The sequence below is a fragment of the Providencia sp. PROV272 genome (genome assembly GCF_049901975.1).
Classification (GTDB): Bacteria; Pseudomonadota; Gammaproteobacteria; order Enterobacterales; family Enterobacteriaceae; genus Providencia; species Providencia stuartii.
This window is the reverse complement of record NZ_CP096291.1, coordinates 2,624,186-2,644,531: the sequence shown is the minus strand read 5'-3', so window position 1 is coordinate 2,644,531 and position 20,346 is coordinate 2,624,186. Positions and strand designations below refer to the sequence as shown.

The window sequence follows — 20,346 nt, the reverse complement described above, 5'->3', positions numbered from 1 at the left end:
TTGTGTATAACGTGATGTGTTAGTATGGAGAGATAAAGGTATTTAAATGATTCAAATAATTAACAATAAATTAGGCGAACCTACTAAAAGGTTCGCCATTCAATCATTATTTAATACTGTCATCTAATAATTCATTGAAATAAATGATTTTTTGGTCAAAATCAATAGCTATATTTTGATCTTTACACTCATTATTAGATATCATTTTACAGGAAGATTGTATGTTTTTTTCATGGATGCCTAACCATTCAGCTAATAAATGAAATAAATTCAGTTCACTCCTTTGCGCTGATATTATCTCTCTCGTATTTGAATCTGAAGAAGTAATAAAAAGAGGCGTTTCAAAATTTTGACGATGTTTATCACCATGGATTAGATCTTGTTGATTATCAATAAAAGAAAGCCCATGATCTGAAAAATATAACATAGACCATGAGTTTTTAGACTTTGATAATATGCCATGTAATAGAGATAACTGTAAATCAGTATTTTTTATACTTTGAACATAGCAAGATAAGTCTTTGCTTTTATAAAATTTATCATACTTATTTGAGATCCTTTTACAAAATGGAGAGTGGCTACCAATTAAATGAACAACAATCAGTTTTTTCTTTGCAGGATTGTCGATGGACTCAATAAGCTTGGGAATAATAGGGCCATCTTCTGTTAGTGGGTATACAAAGCTGTTTCTATATTTACTTTTAGTGTGAGCAGTCGCACATTTGCAAAATTAACCATGATGTTGCTAATAAGGGAAGTAGATACACCAGTATAGATTTATTATGTACTGAGTTATGATTATGGTGTCATTTTTGACGTAACTTAGGGGTAATAATATGTTAAAAGTAATTGCAGAAGATTTTATCCAGCTTGAGGCTATAAATATCGTACTCCCACTTTACCGTGAATTAGTTGAAGCGACTAAGCGTGAGCCTCTCTGTATTGCTTATGATTTATATGTTGACCAAAAAGATAGGGGGCATTTTATTTTTATCGAAGAGTGGCCTGATCAAGCAGCCTTAGATGCACATTGTAAGAGCGAACATTTTCAACGCCTTGTTCCCATGATTAATCAATATCAGCGAAAAGAGCCTTCTTTTATATTTATGGATGACGCTCTAGCTAAAATATAAACACTATAGAATTTCTTTTCGATAAAAATCATTAGGGTAACTCTATTTTAATGCCATTAGTGTATAGCTGATGGTTATTTTATTTTTAATGGTGATGCAGAAAGGACTAGGGGATAATTGGTCAATAGGTATGTTTAACTTTACTTATTTGGTTAACCGGGATTTTATTTTCTCTAAAAGGTAAAAAGCGACTTTCAGCTTAACTAATGATTTTATAGGGCCATCAAACTATCTGTTAGGTGTGTGTGAAATATTTATTTTAATAGTATTTAATGTATAAAAGGTTGGGTTAATTTTTTCGTCTAATCAGCAAGTGATTTTCCTTGTTTTTACCCTTTAAATTTTTAAAGTTTTTATATCCTTTTAAAACAATAGGTTATGTTACCTGATAAAAAAGAAGGTATTTAAGGGGAAATTGTTATAATTTACTGTTGCATAAAGTTTTTTTACTGATAATTTATAGTTCACTGCCGTATAGGCAGCTTAGAAACAATCATTTGAGCTGATTGCGCACCGCAATTAGTTCACTGCCGTATAGGCAGCTTAGAAAGCCATTACCCTCTCTGACTTCGATAGCAAGTTGTTCACTGCCGTATAGGCAGCTTAGAAATGTGTGAGGTTGATTTACTGGTGCTTGATGACGTTCACTGCCGTATAGGCAGCTTAAAAATACGTTTTAATATAACTTAAAATTTCTACCTTATCCTTTCTAGCACACCCTCAATAAGATTTAGTGATTTTCACTTATCATGCAGAATAAAAGACTGTTAGCCTTGATGCGAAGTCAGAATAAGGCTTATGATATTTTGTACATGGAGGTTATTATAGGAATATTACCTATGGTGAGGAGGGGTGTTGATGTGTATTTTGAAAATACCAGCTCGGTGGAGGTATTTATATGAATAATCTTTTTCGAATGTGCAACCTATTGCTATTAACTGCAAGCTTCTCAATGGTCTCTTTATCTTCCTATGCAGATCCCAATGGCGGTCATGGTCATGGGCAAGGAAAAGAGCATCAAAAAAATAAGCCTAACAAAGGTCATAATGGTAACGGAAAAGAAAAAGCAGATCATTTATCCTTAAATAAGAGTAATTCAATATCAGTATCATTAACTTACAATGAAGCAAGAGCACTCGCTTTAGACAGTGGTATTACAGGCTATCACGCGTTACCACCCGGTATTGCCAAAAACTTAGCTAGGGGGAAACCATTGCCGCCAGGGATAGCTAAAAAGGTTGTTCCACCTTCTATGCTTGTACAATTACCTCATTATCCAGGCTATGAATGGAGTATTGTTGGTAATGACTTAGTACTTATTGCATTAAGTACAGCGGTAGTCACTTCGATTATTAATAATGTATTTGACTGATCTTAGTAATGTGTATTGAAGCCATTAAGTAATATATACCTGTTAAATTGAAAAAGACCGTTCATTTGATAAACGTTATCCCATTAGCCCTCAATTTTTTGAGGGCTATGCAATCAAAGGGATTATTATTTCGTTTTATTCTTTTCTAACCATTTTTGCATTTGCTCTATTTCTGGACCTTGGGCGTTAATAATCTCTTCTGCAAGCTTTCTCATTTCAGGGTCGGTGCCATATTTTAATTCAATTTTTGCCATATCAATTGCCCCTAGGTGATGAGCGATCATACCTTGCGCAAATGCAATATCTGCATTCTCTTCATTCATACTTTTGGCCATATCTGCATGCATTTTATCCATAGATTGGTTTAACTCTTTTTGCATTTCGTTGCTGGCAGGAGCTTGAGCATGCATAGAATGATTTGAATTAGCAAAAGAACTAAAGGAGGCGATGCTAATGGTTAAAATTGCAGCGATAGGAAGCATTTTTTTCATGATAAATACCTTATTAAAAGGGGATTAAGTTAGGTTGACGATAAAGCTTCCCCTAAGGTTAAGGTCAATGGGGTAATAACAGATTTAACTTATTTTACATATAAATTGATTTTTATACTTAACTCATTTAATTGAGAGAGACGCAGTGAGTCTAAAAATAGTGGTATGATAAAATGAAATAACGATTCTTTATAATAGTGATCTATATCAAAAATTTCGAATAAGCGCTTATCTGTTTTTTACTGGTTTATATAAATCGAATGGATAATTAGATGCGTGGTGTTATTGGTTTTATGTATTTTTCGCCATGTAAATATACTCTTTAATTATTTTTAAATATGGGGCTTATGTGATAATTAATTGATTTTAAGGTTGAAGTTTTTTTAGGCTTTATTGTTAAAGTATATCTTTTTATTTAAATTTCATAAAATAAATTATCAATGTTAATGATAATGATTTCTATTTGAGAGTCTATTCTAGGTTGTTATATACTCTGATTTAAACAGGTGTGGTGATGATTCAGGGGTTATTAATGGCTATGCAGAAATAGTCTCTTAATACGGGGGAGATTAAGAATAATTAGGTTGGGTTAATTCTATAAATATTAAAAATCCTTTTTATAGCTAATGGAGTGAAGCTGTTATATTTATTACGTTTTTAAAATTATTTATATTATTAAATAATGGTCTTCACAATAAATAGCAGGCAGGAAAATTTTTATAAAAATGAAAATTAACATAGATATTTTATTCTGTAAATTTGAATCCTTATTTGAGTGATAATCAACTCATTATTTTTACTGTTATTTACTGATGTTCAAAGCGCGAATTCAGATAATAAGTGCAACGCTCGGTCATGTTAGATGGAAGGACGGTTAGCTACTGATAAGCTATCCTGCTCTTCCGACCAAAGATGAGCGAGTAAGTATGAAGTATCAGCAACTAACCGAAGGACAACGATACCAGATATCGATACTGCGTGAGGATAATTTATCCTGCCATGAGATAGGTATCCGTATCGGTGTAAGCAAGTCCACGGTCTCCCGTGAACTGAGGCGTAACACTTCAGATACTGGTTATAACCCACAACAGGCACACCAGAAGTGCTGTGATAGGCGGCTGTCATCTGCCAAAAGGACAATTCCTCAGCAGACCATAGATTTCGTGATATTTGCTCTGGAGTGGAAGTGGAGTCCTGAGCAAATAAGTGCAATTGGCAGCATTATTGGTCTTAGCGTCAGCCATGAATGGATTTACCAGTATATCTATGCGGATAAGCGTAGCGGTGGCGAGTTGTACAGGCATCTTAGGCAGGGCAAACGGCGATATCGTAAGGGCTACGGGCAGAAACGAGGGCGCATCCCTGATGCGGTATCCATTGAGCTACGGCCGTCAGTCGTCGATGACCGTAGCCGTCTGGGGGACTGGGAGGCCGATTTGGTGCAGGGTAAACAGGGCACTGGTGCTATCGTGACACTGGCAGAACGCAAAAGCCGTATTTACCTGACAAAAAAGGTGTTTTCAAAGGATGCGGTGGAAGTCAGTAAGGCCATTATCTCACTGCTGAGTGAGTATCAGGATGTATGTCACACAATAACGTTCGATAACGGTCTAGAGTTTAGTGAGCACAAGGCGATAGCAGAAGCACTGAACGCAGATACGTACTTTGCCCATCCGTATGCCTCGCATGAGCGTGGGCTGAACGAGAATACGAATGGGTTGTTAAGACAGTTTATCCCGAAAGGAACAGACCTGCGGACAGTGACAGAAGAAGACTTACAACGCTATCAGGGAGCGTTGAACAGCAGGCCACGCAAGTGTCTGGGGTTCAGACAACCTTCGGTGGTGTTTGCGGAGCTAAGAAAGGCGGCTTAGCGTTGCACTTCGGACTTGAATCCGCCGTCTATCGAAAACGTTTTTAAATATGGATGCCCATGAAAAAGCCGCGACGGCATTAAGTTTCACAGAAAATAGCCGATCGTATGCTGTACAACGTGTGATTAATCAACATATGGCAAGAAACCAAACTAAATAAGCTTAATGAAATAGCGCATAGACACTCTATGCGCTATTAAGCATTTAGCAATGTGAATTAAAATAGTTTTTTCTGGGGAGGCCCTGAGAAATTCATTTTACCAATATTTTCCATAAGGACTTCTACAACGACAGGCTGTTTTAATTCGACGGCACGTTGTAACGTAGATTTGAAATCTTCTGCCTTATCAACGGTTAGTGCTTTAATTCCCATTGATTCTGCTAATCGCGTAAATGAAGGAGTGAGTAACTCATTATAATATTGCCGATCAGCGAAATATTTCTCTTGGATCCCGCGCATAACACCATATCCATGGTCATTCATAATAAGAAGCACAATCGGTAGTTGCTCTTGTGCCATGGTAGCAAGCTCCCCAATACCTAGCATTAAACCACCATCGCCAACTAAGCCAATAACGGGAGTCTGAGGATTCGCTTTAGCGCTACCGATAGCCATTGCTAAGCCTAATCCAATCGCACCAGCCAAAGAGTGAATATTGTGTAATGGCTGAGTCGCTTTTAGTAAGCGGCTTCCCCATAAGCTACCTGAAACGGTGATATCTCGCACAAATATACCGTGATCTGGCAGTGCCTGCTCAACCGCATCGCTTAATTGGCTGTATGGTCCACATTGCGCTCTGAGTTGTGCCTCGGCTTGCTGAGTGGCTTCTTGGACTTGTTGTTGCCATTGTGGTGAAATTGTTCGCTTAGATTGCTCGAGTTTGCTGGCCAATGCGTTCAGAATACTATGGCAATCGGCAGTAACCACCAAATCTGCACGATAGTTTCGATTAGCCGCTAGCGGATCGATATCAATTTGAATTAAAGGTTGTGGCAAGGGTAATGACCACGTTTTGGTTTCATTACTGCGTAAACGAGAGCCAGCGACGAGTGTGATATCGCAAGAACGCATCAATTTATCAATAGCATCTGCGTTATGGAAAGCGCGTAAACTAAATGGATGTTCGTCAGATAAAATACCTCGCCCATGCGTACTACTGATCACCGCTACCCCCTGATCTGCCAATTTTTTAATCGCATCAGAGGCGTGTAGCGCACCACCACCAATCCATAATAAAGGGCGTTGTGCATGCTGTAATTTTTGCCAAATCGCATCGACTTGATCCGCCGTTGCTTCTGGTAAAGGTTGAACTGTCAGTGGTGCGCTGAGTAGCGATAAGGGAACTTGTGCGCTTTGTATATCAATCGGTATTTCGATAGAGACGGGGCCACAAGGAACGGTTTGTGCAACTTGAATGGCTTTATGTAAGACGGCAACCGCTTGTTCGGCGCTATGGACGCGAAATGCTTGCTTAGAGCTGGCTTTTAAAAAGCCAAGTTGATCGCGCGTTTCGTGAATAAAACCGGCATCCATATCCAGATACGCTTTTTCTACTTGCCCTGTAATATGGATAATTGGCGAGCAAGCATTCATGGCTTCAATCATTGAGCCCACGGCATTACCCGCGCCGGCTCCTGTGCTGGTTAAGGCGACGCCAAGTCCGGTGAAGCGACCATGTGCATCAGCCATGGTAACGGCACCCGCTTCCCCACGACTAGGGGTGAAGTCAATCACGCCACGGCGACCAATTGCATCTGCAATCGGCAGGTTGTGGATTGAGATAACGCCATAGACGGTACTGACTTGGTATTGTTCTAATGTTCTGGCGATCGCCTCGCCAACCGTGATTGTCTCATACATAGTGTTCTCCTTTAGAATTCGATAACCAATAATTTGCAACGTGAAGATATTTACGGATGCATGGTCATTTATTCACACCAACGGTTTGGTTGTGGGTTTAGTGCCAGAAAAATACTTTTTTGCTGCATATAAGCTTTGAGGCTTTCAAGGCCTTTTTCTCTACCGAGTCCACTCTCTTTAAACCCACCAAAAGGTGTTGAAATGGAGAAAACTTTGTAGGTATTGATCCAAACAGTACCAACGTCTAAAGCATCTGCTAATTTAAAGGCGCGAGTGTAATCTTGCGTCCAGATCCCCGCAGCAAGGCCATAAATAGAATCATTGGCTTCTTCTATGAGTTGCGTTTCATTATCAAAAGGGATAACGACCAGTACAGGCCCGAAGATCTCTTCTTGGCAGACAGAAGCTTGGTTATTCAGCCCTTCAATAATGGTTGGTAAATAATAATTCCCTGCTTGTAAGTTAGGGTCTTGGGGGATAGCTCCGCCAAGGCGAATTGTGCCACCTTCAGCGATTGCTTGGTTGACGTAGCGAATAACACTTTCTCGGTGTTCGGGGGATATCAAAGGGCCGACATGAACCCGTTCTTGGCGAGGGTCTCCGATAATGAGTTGTTGAGTCAGTGCAGTGAGCTTTTCCATAAAAGGTTCATAAACAGCACGTGAGACGAACAGCCTAGAGCCTGCAATACAAGCTTGCCCCATTGAACTGAAAATACCATAACAAACGCCATGTGCAGCAAGGTTGAGATCCGCATCTTCTAAGACAATAGTAGGAGACTTACCACCAAGCTCTAGTGACGTTGTGATCAGTTTTTCTGCCGCAATATGTGCGAGTTGTCGGCCTGTATTGGTGCCGCCAGTAAAGGATATTTTTTTCACTAAAGGATGGCGGACAAGTGCATCACCAACGATAGAGCCTTTACCGGGGAGTACGCTGAGTAAGCCACTCGGTAGACCCGCTTGCTCAAATAATTCCGCGAGTTTCAATGAGATAAGCGGGGTCGCCTCGGCGGGTTTTAATATCACAGCATTGCCCGCGGCTAGTGCAGGTGCAATTTTTTGCATATCGCTAGCAATCGGTGAATTCCATGGTGTAATAGCGGCAATAACACCTAGGGGTTGATATGTACTTAATGTCATCATATCGGGCTGGCGGCGAGGAGGCAGCTCTCCGCCACTGACTTCGCATACGGCGGCAAAATAACGGGCTGTTGCCGCGGCACTCATGACTAGCCCACGAGCTTCTGCCCAAGGTTTACCATTGTCGAGAGTTTGTAAGCGGGTTAGCTCGTCTGCTTGCTCTTCGATTAGCATACTGACGTTGTGTAAAATAGTCGCGCGTTGATGTGGGGGCATATTGCGCCAACTTGGCGCTCGCCATGCACGCTCTGCCGCCTGAACCGCTTCTTCAACATCACTTACACTGGCGCTGTTGAGCGTGGCGATAATGTGTTGGTCACCCGGAAAGCGAGAGCACATTTCATTACCGCGCCCTTGTTGCCATCGTCCACCGACAAATATATCGAGTTTTTTCATGGGAATTCTCCAGTCAGATAATGGCATCTTGATCTGCAATGCGACGGCAAATTTCGACGGCACTTAATGCAGATAGCAGGGATGTTTTAGGATTTGAAGGTAATGGGTTACCATTTAATTCGATACAAAAATGGCCAAAATCACCAGTAACCTCAATGCGATGACTATTTTGCTTGGTCGTCGGGTCGACCATAAGTTCGACTTTTGTTTTATCCATACCGATACCGTAGAGGGCAACCGTCGCCGCCACATTGGCATTTGCGGGGAATTTCAGTGCCGCCTCGCGTGCTGTTCCGTGGAAAAAAACCGTTGGCTCTGTAACCGTATCTAGGTCGATGTAATTTTCAGCCGGACCATTGCGCCAGCTGGCAGGACTTTTACGTGATTGGTAGGTTACTTGGCGGATTGCGGCTTCTTTTGCACAACGTAGTCCATCGAGACCAGCAACAGCACCTGATAATGGGATAAAGATAGCGTGGTGTTGTTGAGCTTTTTGGCTTAGCGTTTGTGCTAATTGCGCATCCGCCAATGCGCCAGTTGAAATCACGGCTAGCGTCCAGCCTTTTTCTAAAACCATGGGGGCATACTGTTTGACAGCATGTTGACTAGCACACTCCAAGATTAAGTCTGGTTTTTGTGAGGCGTGCGTCGGGCAGCTTAGTGGTATCACACGGTTTTGAAAGCGTTGTTTGATATCATTGTGGTGATGTTCGCGGGCCACTATCCAGCCTAGCTCAATCCCAGCAGGAAGCCGTTGGATCACTTCATTCGCCATAGCACCATATCCGATAAGCATCAGTGTTTTCATCATCGTTCCCTTAAATGTGGTGGCAAAAACCGCCGGAGACATCTAACGCCGCACCAGAGGTAAATGAAGCCATTGGTGAAGCTAAAAACACCAATGCTCTAGCAGGCTCTTCTGGTTTCCCTAAGCGTTGCATTGGAATGCCGCGTTTTTTGGCGATCTCACCAATCCAACTGTGCCAATCAAGACTTTTGTCGCTACGCGCCTCAAAGCGGCGACGCCATTGCTCTGACTCCACCATGCCGAGCAAGATAGAATTGACACGAATGCCTTTCGGCAGAAGGGTTTTCGATAGATTAAGCGTGAGATTGAGTAAAGCCGCGCGAGCGGCAGAGGTCGCTACCATATGAGGCTCTGGTTGTCTTGCTAATAGCGAGTTGACACAGGTAATTGACGCGATATCTGACTGTTCTAACAAGGGCATAAATGCATTAACGGGATTGATAACGCCAAACAATTTAAGTTGCGCTTCTTGTAACCAAGCTTCTTCAGGCGTATCAGCGTAGTGAGCCACATATCCTTGACCTGCATTATTAATCAGTAAATCGACTTGCCCAAAATGTGTTTGTACTTGCTGTGCAAATGCCTCAGTTTGCGTTTTATCCAGCACATCGCAACAGACAGCGAGCAACTTAGCGTGTGGATAGGCCGCCTGTAATGCGTGATGTGCCTCGGTCAGTTTATCTTGGTTTCGACCACAAAAGGCGACATGACATCCTTCGGCTAACAGGAGTCGGACTGTGGCTAGGCCAATTCCTGAACTTCCTCCAGTGACGACGGCGACACGATTTTCTAATTGTAAATTCATAGCGCTTTCCTTAATCAAACTTCTACTACGGCATAGGTCGCCAAAAATTGCTTCAGGTAATGGTTAAATGGCTGAGATGCATCGAGATAACTTGCATGTCCTGCTCGTTCAATATAGGTAAGGGGGCAACTGTGTTGCTGAGCGAGCATGTGCACTTTTTCAGGCGGCGTAATGGTGTCATCAAGGCCAACAATCATTTGGACGGGGCCTGAATAAAGATTGAGGTAACGGCTAATATCATCGTGAGCCAACATCCATGCTGCGGCTAAGAAACCGCGAGGGTTAAGTTTACGCATGGTTTGCCTTACCCAATCAATCTGTGGTTCACTGGCAGATGGGCTTAGTAGGGCGGCGGCACGATGCTGTGCATAATATTCAATACCTGAATTGAAGACGATTTCTCGTCGTTGTTCATAAACCTGTCTCTGTTCAGTTTTATGTTTAGTTGCGTAGCCTTGCGCCGGATTGGCTAAAAATAAACCTTTTATTTTTTGTGGATATTTTGCAGCGAACGCACAGGCCATGATGGCACCAAGTGAATGACCAACCAATACAACTTGAGGAAGATCTAAGCCATCGATAAAGGCCGCTAATGCTTCCGCATAGTCATTGGCGGTTGGGGTGTCGGTAGTCAGTGCTCGGCTATTGAGGTAGCCTGGTGCATCCCATGCCAGCAAGCGGTATTGCTGGGTCAGTGATGAATCTGTCAGTTGATAAATCCACGATGCAGAGCCTGAGCTAATACCATGAAGTAAGATCACCGTTTCACCGTTCCCGGCTTCACGCCAATTCAAATGATATGAGCCGAATTCAGCGGTTTGGATAGTGGGTAAATGTTCAATAGGCAGTTTCATCACTGAATTCTCCTGTTAACTACGTTTGACTTTTGATAATGGATGATCGTCTGGGTAAGTCGGAATGGCAGGCTTAGGCGTACCGATCATCACGCACATCAACGCTTCTTCTTCACCATGATTAAATAAACCACGGTAAATCCCAGCTGGAACCGAAATTAGGTCACGCTCCTTGAGCACGGTTTCATACTCTTCATCCCCATCTTTAATAAATAAGGTGATGGTTCCTTTGAGCATGAAAAAGACTTCTTCAACATCAGGGTGCAGGTGCAGCGGTCCTTCACACTTTGAGGGCAGTACCATGGTTGAGAAGGTAAAGTTTTCCGCGGGAACGGTATTGGCATCGTTGGCAACCCCTGTCGCCCCCGTACCGATGTAACGCATCTGCGCCCGACGGTATTTAGGGTCAAAATCCGCCTGAAATTTCAATGCATTCCAGTCATATTTGCGGCCTTCAAAACGGGCGATGCGTGATTCAACCCAATCCGCCATCGAGATGCCTTGTGGTTTTATTTGATTCAGTTGTTGTGACATAGTGATATCTCCTGATATTGAGTAGTTAAATCAGTATCTTTTTATAAGGGGGATAAGTAATACGCTGCCGATCAAACCGATAATGACAATAAATAACAGGCCACTATCCATATTGTGGGTGAGGGTGATTAATACCCCCATTAACAACGGTGCGGCGGCACCCGCAAGGTTGCCTAATCCATTGAAAATACCGCCAGCGAGTGCACTGACTTGCTTTTGTGTCGCTTTGGCCAGAAGAGCAAATATATTTGGAGCACCAGCCCCCCACATAAACATGCTAAAGGCCATCATTAAAATAATGCTGTAGGTACTGGTGAGAAATAGCACACCTGAAAGGCCGATTACGGCGCCAAGTAATGAGATAAAACAGATTAAGGCACGACGATCATAACGGTCAGAAATCCATGCTCCTATCGCTTCACCAAATAACATGGCGATAAAGGGGAGTGAGGATAAGATCCCCGCGTGCTCTAAATTGATTGATTTGCCTTTGATTAAATAGCTTGGTAACCAGCCGTTCATGCCCCAGAGGTAAACTAAGAAGGCAATATTAAATAAGCAGATAATCCAAAAATGGCTATTGCGTAACAGGGTATTACGTTGAATTTTAGCTTCTGCCATGTCTTTGGTAGAGACTTTGCCATCCACGTTTTGTGTTTGCTTATTGACTAAATTGGGGTGGCGAATGCCGATAACGACTAGCCACCATACGGGTACAGTGAAAGCCGCCATAACGAAAAAGGTGCTTTGCCAGCCAAAATTATTCAGTAAGTACAAGGAAATTGGAAAACCAAGAGCCGCACCAATAGGCGTGCCTAATAACCAAAGCATTGTCGCTCTTGCTTGCATTTTTTGTGGAAAAGTACGGCGCACGATGGCATAGGAAATGGCAAGTAATGGCCCTTCAGCAATACCTAGTAATACTCGAAGAAAAACCATTGTGGCGTAATGGTGAGTAAAACCCATAAAAATCATTAAAATACACCAGCTACTGATCATAAATAGCAGCATTTTGGTGGGGTGAAATTTATCGCCAATCCCACTGAGCAGCATGGATGACACGCCATAGGCAAACAGGAATGCACTCATCAATAGCCCAAGACGTGTGGGATCAAAATCAATTCCTAGAGCTTTTTGGAACTGTTCATCAGAAAATAGGGCGGCAATACTAATTTTGTCGAAAAAGGCTAACAGTACGCAGGAAAATAGTGCGATTGGGATCAACCAGTTCACGCTTTCTTGCGGTGATGCCATTTCATTTTCTTGTGTCACTGAGGGCACGGGTATCGGTTGGTTTGCCATATTATTTCTCCTACCTGCACATTTACTTCAGTGACATCAGTGAAAAATTAGGATCTGCAAGTTCCGATGGGGATAACTTGCGGCTGTTTTGCATCCACCTTTTGCCTAGCTTGATGGAACGAGGGTCATTAAATGCGACCATCTGAACTAATTCGTTGTCATCATTCAGTGAAAAATGCACTTCAGCATTTGGTGTGATGCGTTGAATATGTTGGGTTGCTAGTGGGGTTGGGATCCCTAAAATCTGGATATTGTCTTGATATTGATCTGACCATAGCCATGCAGGGTCATTAAAATCCTCACTGTGGGCATTAAGCATGGCTTTGGCGGTGGTAATGGCTTGGTTTTGTGCATAAGCCCAAGATTGTAAACACAGGGATAATGTGGGATGACAAGCAACATCGCCAGCAGCATAAATATCAGGGTGAGATGTTTGCCCTTGTCCATTGATCACAATACCGTGTGTGACTTCAAGGCCTGCTGTTGCCGCTAGCTCAAGATTTAATTCAACACCGATCCCCATAACAGCAAGATCAAAGGATTGGCTAGGTTGCTTAGCACAACTGATCCGTAAATCATCGTGACTTTCATCGAGCAAAATTTCGCCACAATCGGTTATGATTTCTACCCCCGCTTGCTGGTGGCGTTGCGCGAGTGCGTTTGAAACAGATGCAGGTACACTACGCTGACATAAGCGCTCTTGGCGTTCAAAAACGGTAACGTCAATGCCCATTTGGCGTGCAGAGGCCGCAACTTCTAAGCTAATCCATCCACCGCCAATAATGGCCATTTTTTTAGCGGACAACAGCGCTTCACGTAAACGTTGCCCATCATCCCAAGTACGCAGGGCAAATACGCGAGGATGCGATTGCCAAGCAGAAGAGAGAAAACGAGGCCGGCCTCCCGTTGCAATTAATAATTTATCAAAAGCTAAATGGCGACCATCACTGAGCTGCACCTGCTTTTTGTTGGCATCAATATGGGTCGCACGAACAGGGCGATACCAAGTCAAATTCAGAGAGTCCGTTTCATCTTCACTAAATAGGCGTGATAGAGGGGTGCCCTCCTGTTTCAAAGCTGCCTTTGATAAAGGCGGTCGTTCATAGAAATCATGTGGTTCATCACTAATAACAGATAAAATGCCTTGGTAGCCTTCATCTCGTAATGTTTTTGCGGCCCAGCCACCGGCTTGCCCGCCGCCGATAATGACAATACCGCCATCAATAAGTTGTGTCATGGCATCACTCCTTGTCTTTTTTCACTTGTCGGCGTGTTTCGTGGTCGATACCACCTTCAACCGCCCATTCGGTAAAGGAAACGAGAGAGTGCTCTAGTTCACGGGGTTGCCATTTTTCGGTTAGATAGTCGTCGTTGGTGTAGTACTCAAACGCACCGCCCGTTGGGCTATTGACATACCAGAAGTAGGCAGACGAAATAGGGTGACGACCCGGGCCAATAAAAGTACTCCATTTTTGGCGGTTCATGGCGAGGCCACCGCCAATCACCTCATGAATATCGCGAACCGTAAATGCCACATGATTCAGACCCCGCCCGCGATGAGGCAGCTTGAGTAGGAATAAATTATGGTGGCAACCATTAATTTGTGTACGTAAAAAAACCGCACGGTCGATATAACGGTCAGACACTTGGAAGCCCAGTTTTTGGCAATAGAATGCTTCTGTGGCCTGTAGGTCATCAACAAAAAAGACCACATGACCAATATTAATGGGGGTTGCTTTGTCATAAACAGGGCTTGGCGCATCAATACGACGAATATCTCCCCACTGGTTGATAGGGGAAATATCGACGGTAACATCTTGTTGTTGGCTAATCGTAAAAGCCACCGTCATACCGTTCGGGTCAAGGCACTGTGCCCCATCAGAGGTGAGTTGAAAGCCTGCGCAATCTTCAATCTGTTTGATGACCTGTTCGAGTGTAACGTGGTCTTTTACGCCCCAAGTGATCCGTCGTAAGGTGGAGCCTGGTTCAAAAGGTGTAGGCAAGCGGGGATCATCAATCGATGAAAGGGTAACGCTTGCACCGGACAGTGTTGTAAAATAAGAAGGGTTATTGGGTGATGTTTGCAGTCCAAAATCCTGCAAGAATTGCTGACAAGCGGCAAGGTTATCAACACCAAACTCTAATTTTTCAATACCAATGACTGACATAATTTGACCCTCTATATAATCGTTTTTTATTGCCGACCTTGTTTTTGGGCAAGCAGAGGCCTGAGGCTTATGGCAATAAACCTAATATTTAGTTTTATTTATGGGTAACGCTATACCGCTTTAGCGGAGGTTATTCCGCCAATAAACTCAGTAAGTTTTTGGGCTGCATCGCTCACTTCATTTTGTAATCGTTGGCGTTCTTGCGCGGGAATGCTATCCATTGGCACCATAATACTGATCGCCGCCTCGACACCGTGGTCTCGGTTGTAAACAGGGTAAACAATGGAAGAGATACCCCGACGGTAAAAAGACTCTCCGATAACATAACCCCGTAGCCGGTCTGCTTGGATCATTGTCCAAAATGCCTGTTTACTTCCCGCATCATCAGGTAACTCATCATCAGGATAGAGGGTATCGAACTCCTCTCGACTTAAGCCACTAAGTAACATCCGACCAATTGAGGTGCGGTGAGCTAATAACCGAGTACCAACACTCACGTGGTTAATTTTTGATTCGGCAGCACTAACCCGAGCAATATAAATAATGTCTCGCCCATCGCGTATGACGAGGTGACTATTGCACTGACTACGGTCGCGTAATTGTTCAATGATCGGTTGGCCTAACTGTGTTAGATCGAGTGAGGCAATGTACCCTAAACCTAAGCTAAGCACTTTGCGACCGAGTGAAAAAGCTCCTGTCCTTGGGTGTTGTTCGATAAAGTCTAAATGCACCAAAGTTTGTATTGCACGATAGGCCGTCGCTTTCGGCATATCGATTAGACGTAAAATTTCAGCAAAGGTTAGCTCTCGGTGCTGCTGTGCTAGGAGTAACAAAAGCTGCAATCCTTTTTCCAAACCGGGGATCAAATATTTGCATGTTGAACTCAAAGCGTTAACCTCCCCGCATTAAGCGGCGTCTTTAGTTAAATACAAACCCACCATTGACGGGGATCAGTTGGCCCGTCACAAAATCGGCCATTGGCGAAAGCAAATATAAGACAGTACCGGTCACATCTTCGGGCTTTTGCTCCCCTTGAATAGCACGCCCATTTTCATAAAGCTGGTGGCGCTCAACTGGTACATATTCGGTGGCTTCAACTTTAGTTAGGCCAGGCGCGATAGCATTGACACAGATCCGGTGTGTGCCAAGCTCCCTTGCCATTGAGCGTGTCATGCTAATAATTGCCCCTTTGCTCGCGACGTAAGCCATCAGCTTAGGGGCGCCCCATAGAGCTGTATCAGAAGCAATATTCACTATCTTGGCATTTCTACTTTGGCGCAAAAATGGGAGTGCCGCCTTTGTCACTAACCATGTGCCTCTTACATTAACGGTCATGACGCGATCCCATAGATTTAAGTCATACTCATCCAATGTTTTGCCGCCAACGCCAGTGGCAAGGGCGGCATTATTAACGAGGCCATCAATATTGCCTTGTTGACCAATCTGCTGAAAAACATGCGCTATGGCCTCGGGGTCGGCAATATCTAAGTTAAAACCATCGGCAGTCAAACCGGCTTGGCGTAGCTGGGTAATGCTTTGCTGTAGGCGATCACTTAATATGTCGCACAGGATGACGTGAGCACCTTGTTGTGCGATCGCTTTCGCAAATTCAAAGCCTAAGCCTCTTGCTGCACCCGTAATGACGATGCGTTTGCCTGCCAGTAAATTATGCATTTGACGTTTCCTTATTATAAATTTGGTCAAATTGCTTTTTGGCTTCACGTTGCATAATACGGCGTAGGCGAGATAGCCCAACATCATGCTGATAAAGGAACTCATGTTGGCGAGCATTAGGCGCCATATTTTCAAGGATAATACGGTCTTGCTCTAAAACATCCCAATGTAATCCCTCTAAGCGATTACGGTACATAAAGCGCCAGAGATCACGTTGCCAATCTTTTACTTTACGGATACGCCAAAAGAAGACGCGGGTATTGAAGCGATCTTCTGGCACAACCATTCCGATGATCCAGAAGTGGCCACCCGGTCCGAAACGTTTTTGATAAGGGATGGATAGGCGTAGCCAGTTCGCGCCTGTACTGGCAAATTCAACCCAATCAAAATTCACCCCCATTTGGTCATTTTTGCGGAAGATAAACCCATTTTGAGTCGGTTCTAAAATCATCTCTGATTGCTTATCACCGTCCGCCATTGAATGCGAAGAAGAGTGGAGATAAGTGCCATGCATGGGATCCATGACATTTTCGAGTGCATATTGATAATTACAATGCCAAGTGGCTGTACATAAAAAGTGGCTATGATTTTCACTATCCGCCAGCTCTTCAGGGAACGCTAGCGTCGGTGGCTCTTCATCAGTAATGGCAAAATAAAGAAAGATTGCGCCATGATATTCTTGAACTGGGTAGGTTTTTAGGCACTTTTGACCTTCTAATGGACATTGGCTAACAGCAGGAACATCTTTGACAATACCATCGCCTCCAACTTCAACGCCGTGATACCAGCAGGCAATACGTTCACCTAGGTTCCACCCCATTGATAAGCGTGCACCACGGTGAGGGCAGCGGTCTTCAAGTGCATGAATTTGACCTTGCTGATCACGCCATAACACAATTTGTTCTTCTAAGCGGGTGATACCGATTGGGTTGCTAGTGACTTCCCAACTGGATAAAACGGGATACCACTGGCCTCTAAGTCCAACGTCTAAATAATCTTGATAGTTCTGAAGTTGTGCATGAGTTGTCATAATCTGCTTCCTGTTGTCGTGGGGTATCGTTGGTTATTATTATTTCTGCGTCACTGGCAGGAGATTAATACCCGTTTACTTGGAGAAATTCGCGAAAACTGGCTTCATTCCATGGTTGTCCTTGTCTATCAAAGAGTTGTCTTTGATTGAGTGCACTAATAATTTGCTCGAGAGTTTCAATACCTGAATCAAATAAGATTTCCAATGTGGCAATGAGAGCGGTTTCGTAGTCATCAGGGAGACGTGAGCGAGTTTGCCAAACGATATTTGGCGCCGTTCCCGGTGCTTGGATTTGCCCTTTACCGCCTTCACGAGCCGGTATAATTTGGTGATTAGCAGGTAAGTAAGGGTTGAAATTCTGTATCGGTTCCATTTCTACTCCTCAATAAAGCTAATTTCGATTTGGTTGTTATTAATGCGAGTCTGGTAGGTTTTGAGATCGCGACCACCTGGCTCACGTAGGCATTTTCCTGTTTTGATATCAAATACAGCCTCATGAAGTGGGCACTCCACTTTGCCATCCTCAACAAACCCTTGACTGAGTAGGGCATAGGCATGAGGGCAAACATCTTCCATGGCGTAATATTGATCATCCACTAAGAAAACACCGATCTCGGTATCATTGACTCGGGCTGAATAAGGAAATTCTTCTTGTACTTGCGAGACATCACAAATCGCGACCCAACTCATATTGTTTCCTCCACAGCAAAATAGTGTTGTTTCATATATAAAACATTGTTTATTATTTAAAACTAGCCTAATAGGCTGAGCGATAAACAGTCAATCGAATGTTACTCATATGTAAAATATTTGTTTTGAAATGCGCAGTGTGTCGAGATTATGGTCATTTTTAGTTTCATATGAGAAACAAAATGGGCTGAAAATAGTGTGACTATCGTTTGATGGATAAAATCATAAAATAAGGGATTATCATTATTTCACGGTAAATTACCCATTATAGTGGTAAAAAATAAATAACAGCAAAGAGTGAGAATTATTTCTGATATGAGAAAGCCTTTATCCATTAAGGCGTTTTTTTATTTTCTTCAGAGAGAAGGAATAGGAAAATTGAAAGGAATGAGATTTAAAAGTTTATATTTTTTAGTTTGTTACTAAGAATTAAATTAAAACCCACCGAAGTGGGTTAGTGAATTATCGTACTGTTAAGACAGAAATCTTAGAGTTTTGGATGATCATCGAAGCTGTTGATCCTAAGAAATATGTTGACATTCCAGGGCGTCTAGAACCAATAACAATCAAATCTGCTTGAATATCATCGGCAATACGCAAAATTTCATCCCTAGGCGTTCCCATGACGACCTGAGCGGTAAACTTTTCTTTAGGAAGATTAAAATCTTTAATAATATCAACTAATTGATTTGTTACTTTATCTTGTTCGCTATCTGCATTTTCGGCAAAACCAAAGCCCATAGAGGTATAAAAAGGGATAGTAGGAATAACTGCTAAAAAATGAATATGAGCGCCTTCTTCCTCCGAAAGGTATTGAATATGAGGAAGTACAAGGTTTGCTAAATTTTTCTCTGTAATATCAATAGGAACTAAAATTTTTTTATACATATTGTTCTCCGAACAATTATCCAAGCCTATTTAAAATCTATCCGCTAAAAACAATCAGTAAAAATAAAGATAAGTTTAATATTTAATCAATTTAACATCTTATAGCCAATACAAAAATGGAGTTAGCTAACAATAACAATAACAATACAACGTTGTAACGAACAATACTTTGACGGCGGCTTGAAGTTAGAAAATTAAAACGGTTTGATGAAAAAACAGTTCATTTGTGCGGTTCCCCATTGAATGACTATCTTTCTCATCTTAGTTATTATATGGTTTATATATAAATCGTAATATTTTATATGTTAATGAGGTGCTGTCTTGGGAATCGTGAAAATTTCAGATGATCTGCATGACTATTTGCGCCGTGCTAGCCAAGTGATGTCACGCTCGATCAATTCTCAGGCTGAATTTTGGATAAAAATAGGTATCCAAGCCGAATTAAATCCCGATAAAACCTTCACAACGCTTATCAGCGAAATGCTAGAAAAAGAAACTGTTAACCATAAAGGGAAGTACCATGAGTAATATCACAATCAAAACAGCTGAAGAAATTGAATTGATGCGTGAATCCGGCCGTTTATTAGCCAAAGTATTTGCGATGTTAGATACTTTTATTGTGCCGGGTATTACGACCATGGAAATTAATGACAAGGTTGAAGATTATATTGTTAATGAATTGCAGGCGAGACCAGCCAGCAAAGGCCAGTATGGTTATCAATATGTATTAAATACCTCCCTTAATGAAGTGGTGTGCCATGGCGTACCGAAAGCTGATGAACATTTGAAAGCCAGAGATATTATCAATGTTGATATCACATTAGAGAAAAATGGCTTTATTGCAGACTCAAGTAAGATGTATGTGATGCCCGAAGCCTCACCATTAGCACGTAAACTTGTTAAGGATACTTATGAGGCTATGTGGGAAGGGATCAAACAAGTCAAACCAGGGGCAACACTAGGGGATATTGGTTCTGCAATCCAACACCATGCAGAAAAAAATGGTTATAGCGTGGTTCGTGAATATTGTGGTCATGGTATAGGCCGTGAAATGCACGAAGCTCCACAAGTGCTACATTATGGTGTACGTGGGCAAGGGGTTACCTTAAAAGAAGGGATGACATTCACAATAGAGCCGATGATCAACCAAGGTGGTATGAAAATTAAGACCAAAAAAGATGGTTGGACAGTTGTGACGCGAGATAAAAAATTATCGGCCCAATCAGAACATACTGTTTTAGTGACCGCAACCGGTTATGAAGTCTTAACTTTACGCGATGAAGAAAAAGCATTTGTCGCAAAACATCATCTTTAAAATTTGACG

21 protein-coding genes and 1 pseudogene are annotated in these 20,346 nt (G+C 42.5%); 5 read left to right on the top strand and 17 right to left on the bottom strand.

What is annotated here, in order from left to right:
• Positions 1–106 precede the first annotated feature (106 nt).
• Positions 107–685: pseudogene (locus M1E93_RS12170) on the bottom strand (sulfatase-like hydrolase/transferase); the annotation flags it as partial.
• 151 nt (positions 686–836) lie between these two features.
• On the opposite strand from M1E93_RS12170, the gene M1E93_RS12165 reads away from it, so the two are divergent.
• Positions 837–1,133 carry a putative quinol monooxygenase gene (locus tag M1E93_RS12165; RefSeq protein ID WP_004918910.1) on the top strand — a complete coding sequence of 99 codons (297 nt, stop codon included), beginning with the start codon at positions 837–839 and terminating at the stop codon, positions 1,131–1,133.
• Positions 1,134–2,031: 898 nt separating this feature from the next.
• Positions 2,032–2,505, top strand: coding sequence for an anti-virulence regulator CigR family protein (locus M1E93_RS12160; RefSeq protein ID WP_169342156.1), 474 nt, complete (start codon positions 2,032–2,034; stop codon positions 2,503–2,505).
• 125 nt (positions 2,506–2,630) lie between these two features.
• Here M1E93_RS12160 and copM read toward each other — a convergent pair whose 3' ends face one another.
• The gene (gene copM, locus M1E93_RS12155; protein ID WP_036943814.1) at positions 2,631–2,996 is read right to left on the bottom strand and encodes a CopM family metallochaperone; all 366 of its coding nucleotides are present in this window, start codon (positions 2,994–2,996) and stop codon (positions 2,631–2,633) included.
• Positions 2,997–3,922: 926 nt separating this feature from the next.
• Here copM and M1E93_RS12150 point away from each other — a divergent pair.
• On the top strand, positions 3,923–4,870 hold the full coding sequence (locus M1E93_RS12150; RefSeq protein WP_140035165.1) for an IS30 family transposase: 948 nt from the start codon (positions 3,923–3,925) through the stop codon (positions 4,868–4,870).
• Positions 4,871–5,087: 217 nt separating this feature from the next.
• Here the strand turns inward: M1E93_RS12150 and M1E93_RS12145 are convergent, their stop codons facing one another.
• The 15 genes from M1E93_RS12145 to M1E93_RS12075 all read right to left on the bottom strand — a co-directional run bounded on the left by M1E93_RS12145 (position 5,088) and on the right by M1E93_RS12075 (position 19,022).
• The gene (locus M1E93_RS12145) at positions 5,088–6,731 is read right to left on the bottom strand and encodes a thiamine pyrophosphate-binding protein (protein WP_104873406.1); all 1,644 of its coding nucleotides are present in this window, start codon (positions 6,729–6,731) and stop codon (positions 5,088–5,090) included.
• Positions 6,732–6,799: 68 nt separating this feature from the next.
• Complete coding sequence (locus M1E93_RS12140) at positions 6,800–8,269, bottom strand: aldehyde dehydrogenase (protein WP_104873407.1); 1,470 nt, start codon at positions 8,267–8,269, stop codon at positions 6,800–6,802.
• A gap of 13 nt (positions 8,270–8,282) precedes the next feature.
• Positions 8,283–9,077: an aspartate dehydrogenase gene (locus M1E93_RS12135; RefSeq protein ID WP_104873408.1), complete on the bottom strand. Its 795-nt coding sequence runs from the start codon at positions 9,075–9,077 to the stop codon at positions 8,283–8,285.
• Positions 9,078–9,087: 10 nt separating this feature from the next.
• Positions 9,088–9,882 (bottom strand): SDR family oxidoreductase, encoded by a 795-nt coding sequence (locus M1E93_RS12130; protein ID WP_014658164.1) that lies wholly within the window; start codon positions 9,880–9,882, stop codon positions 9,088–9,090.
• Positions 9,883–9,896: 14 nt separating this feature from the next.
• Positions 9,897–10,736, bottom strand: coding sequence for an alpha/beta fold hydrolase (locus M1E93_RS12125; RefSeq protein ID WP_104873409.1), 840 nt, complete (start codon positions 10,734–10,736; stop codon positions 9,897–9,899).
• A 15-nt stretch (positions 10,737–10,751) separates the two neighbouring features.
• Positions 10,752–11,270, bottom strand: a complete 519-nt coding sequence (locus tag M1E93_RS12120) for a cupin domain-containing protein (RefSeq protein WP_004918950.1) — start codon at positions 11,268–11,270, stop codon at positions 10,752–10,754.
• Between the two features lie 30 nt (positions 11,271–11,300).
• The gene (locus M1E93_RS12115) at positions 11,301–12,524 is read right to left on the bottom strand and encodes an MFS transporter (protein WP_376739126.1); all 1,224 of its coding nucleotides are present in this window, start codon (positions 12,522–12,524) and stop codon (positions 11,301–11,303) included.
• Between the two features lie 70 nt (positions 12,525–12,594).
• The gene (locus tag M1E93_RS12110) at positions 12,595–13,809 is read right to left on the bottom strand and encodes an NAD(P)/FAD-dependent oxidoreductase (RefSeq protein ID WP_426206959.1); all 1,215 of its coding nucleotides are present in this window, start codon (positions 13,807–13,809) and stop codon (positions 12,595–12,597) included.
• A gap of 4 nt (positions 13,810–13,813) precedes the next feature.
• On the bottom strand, positions 13,814–14,740 hold the full coding sequence (locus tag M1E93_RS12105; RefSeq protein ID WP_104873410.1) for a VOC family protein: 927 nt from the start codon (positions 14,738–14,740) through the stop codon (positions 13,814–13,816).
• Between the two features lie 110 nt (positions 14,741–14,850).
• A complete protein-coding gene (locus M1E93_RS12100; protein WP_036943834.1) occupies positions 14,851–15,627 on the bottom strand; it encodes an IclR family transcriptional regulator in 777 nt (258 codons plus the stop codon).
• Positions 15,628–15,658: 31 nt separating this feature from the next.
• Entirely contained in the window at positions 15,659–16,414 is a 756-nt protein-coding gene (locus M1E93_RS12095; RefSeq protein WP_004918960.1) for an SDR family oxidoreductase, read from the bottom strand.
• Positions 16,407–17,444: an aromatic ring-hydroxylating oxygenase subunit alpha gene (locus tag M1E93_RS12090; RefSeq protein ID WP_004918962.1), complete on the bottom strand. Its 1,038-nt coding sequence runs from the start codon at positions 17,442–17,444 to the stop codon at positions 16,407–16,409. The genes M1E93_RS12095 and M1E93_RS12090 overlap by 8 nt, the downstream gene beginning before the upstream one ends.
• A 64-nt stretch (positions 17,445–17,508) precedes the next feature.
• Positions 17,509–17,817 carry a recombinase-like helix-turn-helix domain-containing protein gene (locus M1E93_RS12085; RefSeq protein ID WP_004918964.1) on the bottom strand — a complete coding sequence of 103 codons (309 nt, stop codon included), beginning with the start codon at positions 17,815–17,817 and terminating at the stop codon, positions 17,509–17,511.
• A gap of 2 nt (positions 17,818–17,819) precedes the next feature.
• Positions 17,820–18,134 (bottom strand): nitrite reductase small subunit NirD, encoded by a 315-nt coding sequence (gene nirD, locus M1E93_RS12080; protein ID WP_004918973.1) that lies wholly within the window; start codon positions 18,132–18,134, stop codon positions 17,820–17,822.
• Between the two features lie 462 nt (positions 18,135–18,596).
• A complete protein-coding gene (locus M1E93_RS12075) occupies positions 18,597–19,022 on the bottom strand; it encodes a universal stress protein (protein ID WP_104873411.1) in 426 nt (141 codons plus the stop codon).
• A gap of 321 nt (positions 19,023–19,343) precedes the next feature.
• On the opposite strand from M1E93_RS12075, the gene M1E93_RS12070 reads away from it, so the two are divergent.
• Both M1E93_RS12070 and map read left to right on the top strand, forming a co-directional pair.
• A complete protein-coding gene (locus tag M1E93_RS12070) occupies positions 19,344–19,550 on the top strand; it encodes a ParD-like family protein (protein WP_036943836.1) in 207 nt (68 codons plus the stop codon).
• Positions 19,543–20,337 (top strand): type I methionyl aminopeptidase, encoded by a 795-nt coding sequence (gene map / locus M1E93_RS12065; RefSeq protein ID WP_004918978.1) that lies wholly within the window; start codon positions 19,543–19,545, stop codon positions 20,335–20,337. The genes M1E93_RS12070 and map overlap by 8 nt, the downstream gene beginning before the upstream one ends.
• Positions 20,338–20,346: the final 9 nt, after the last annotated feature.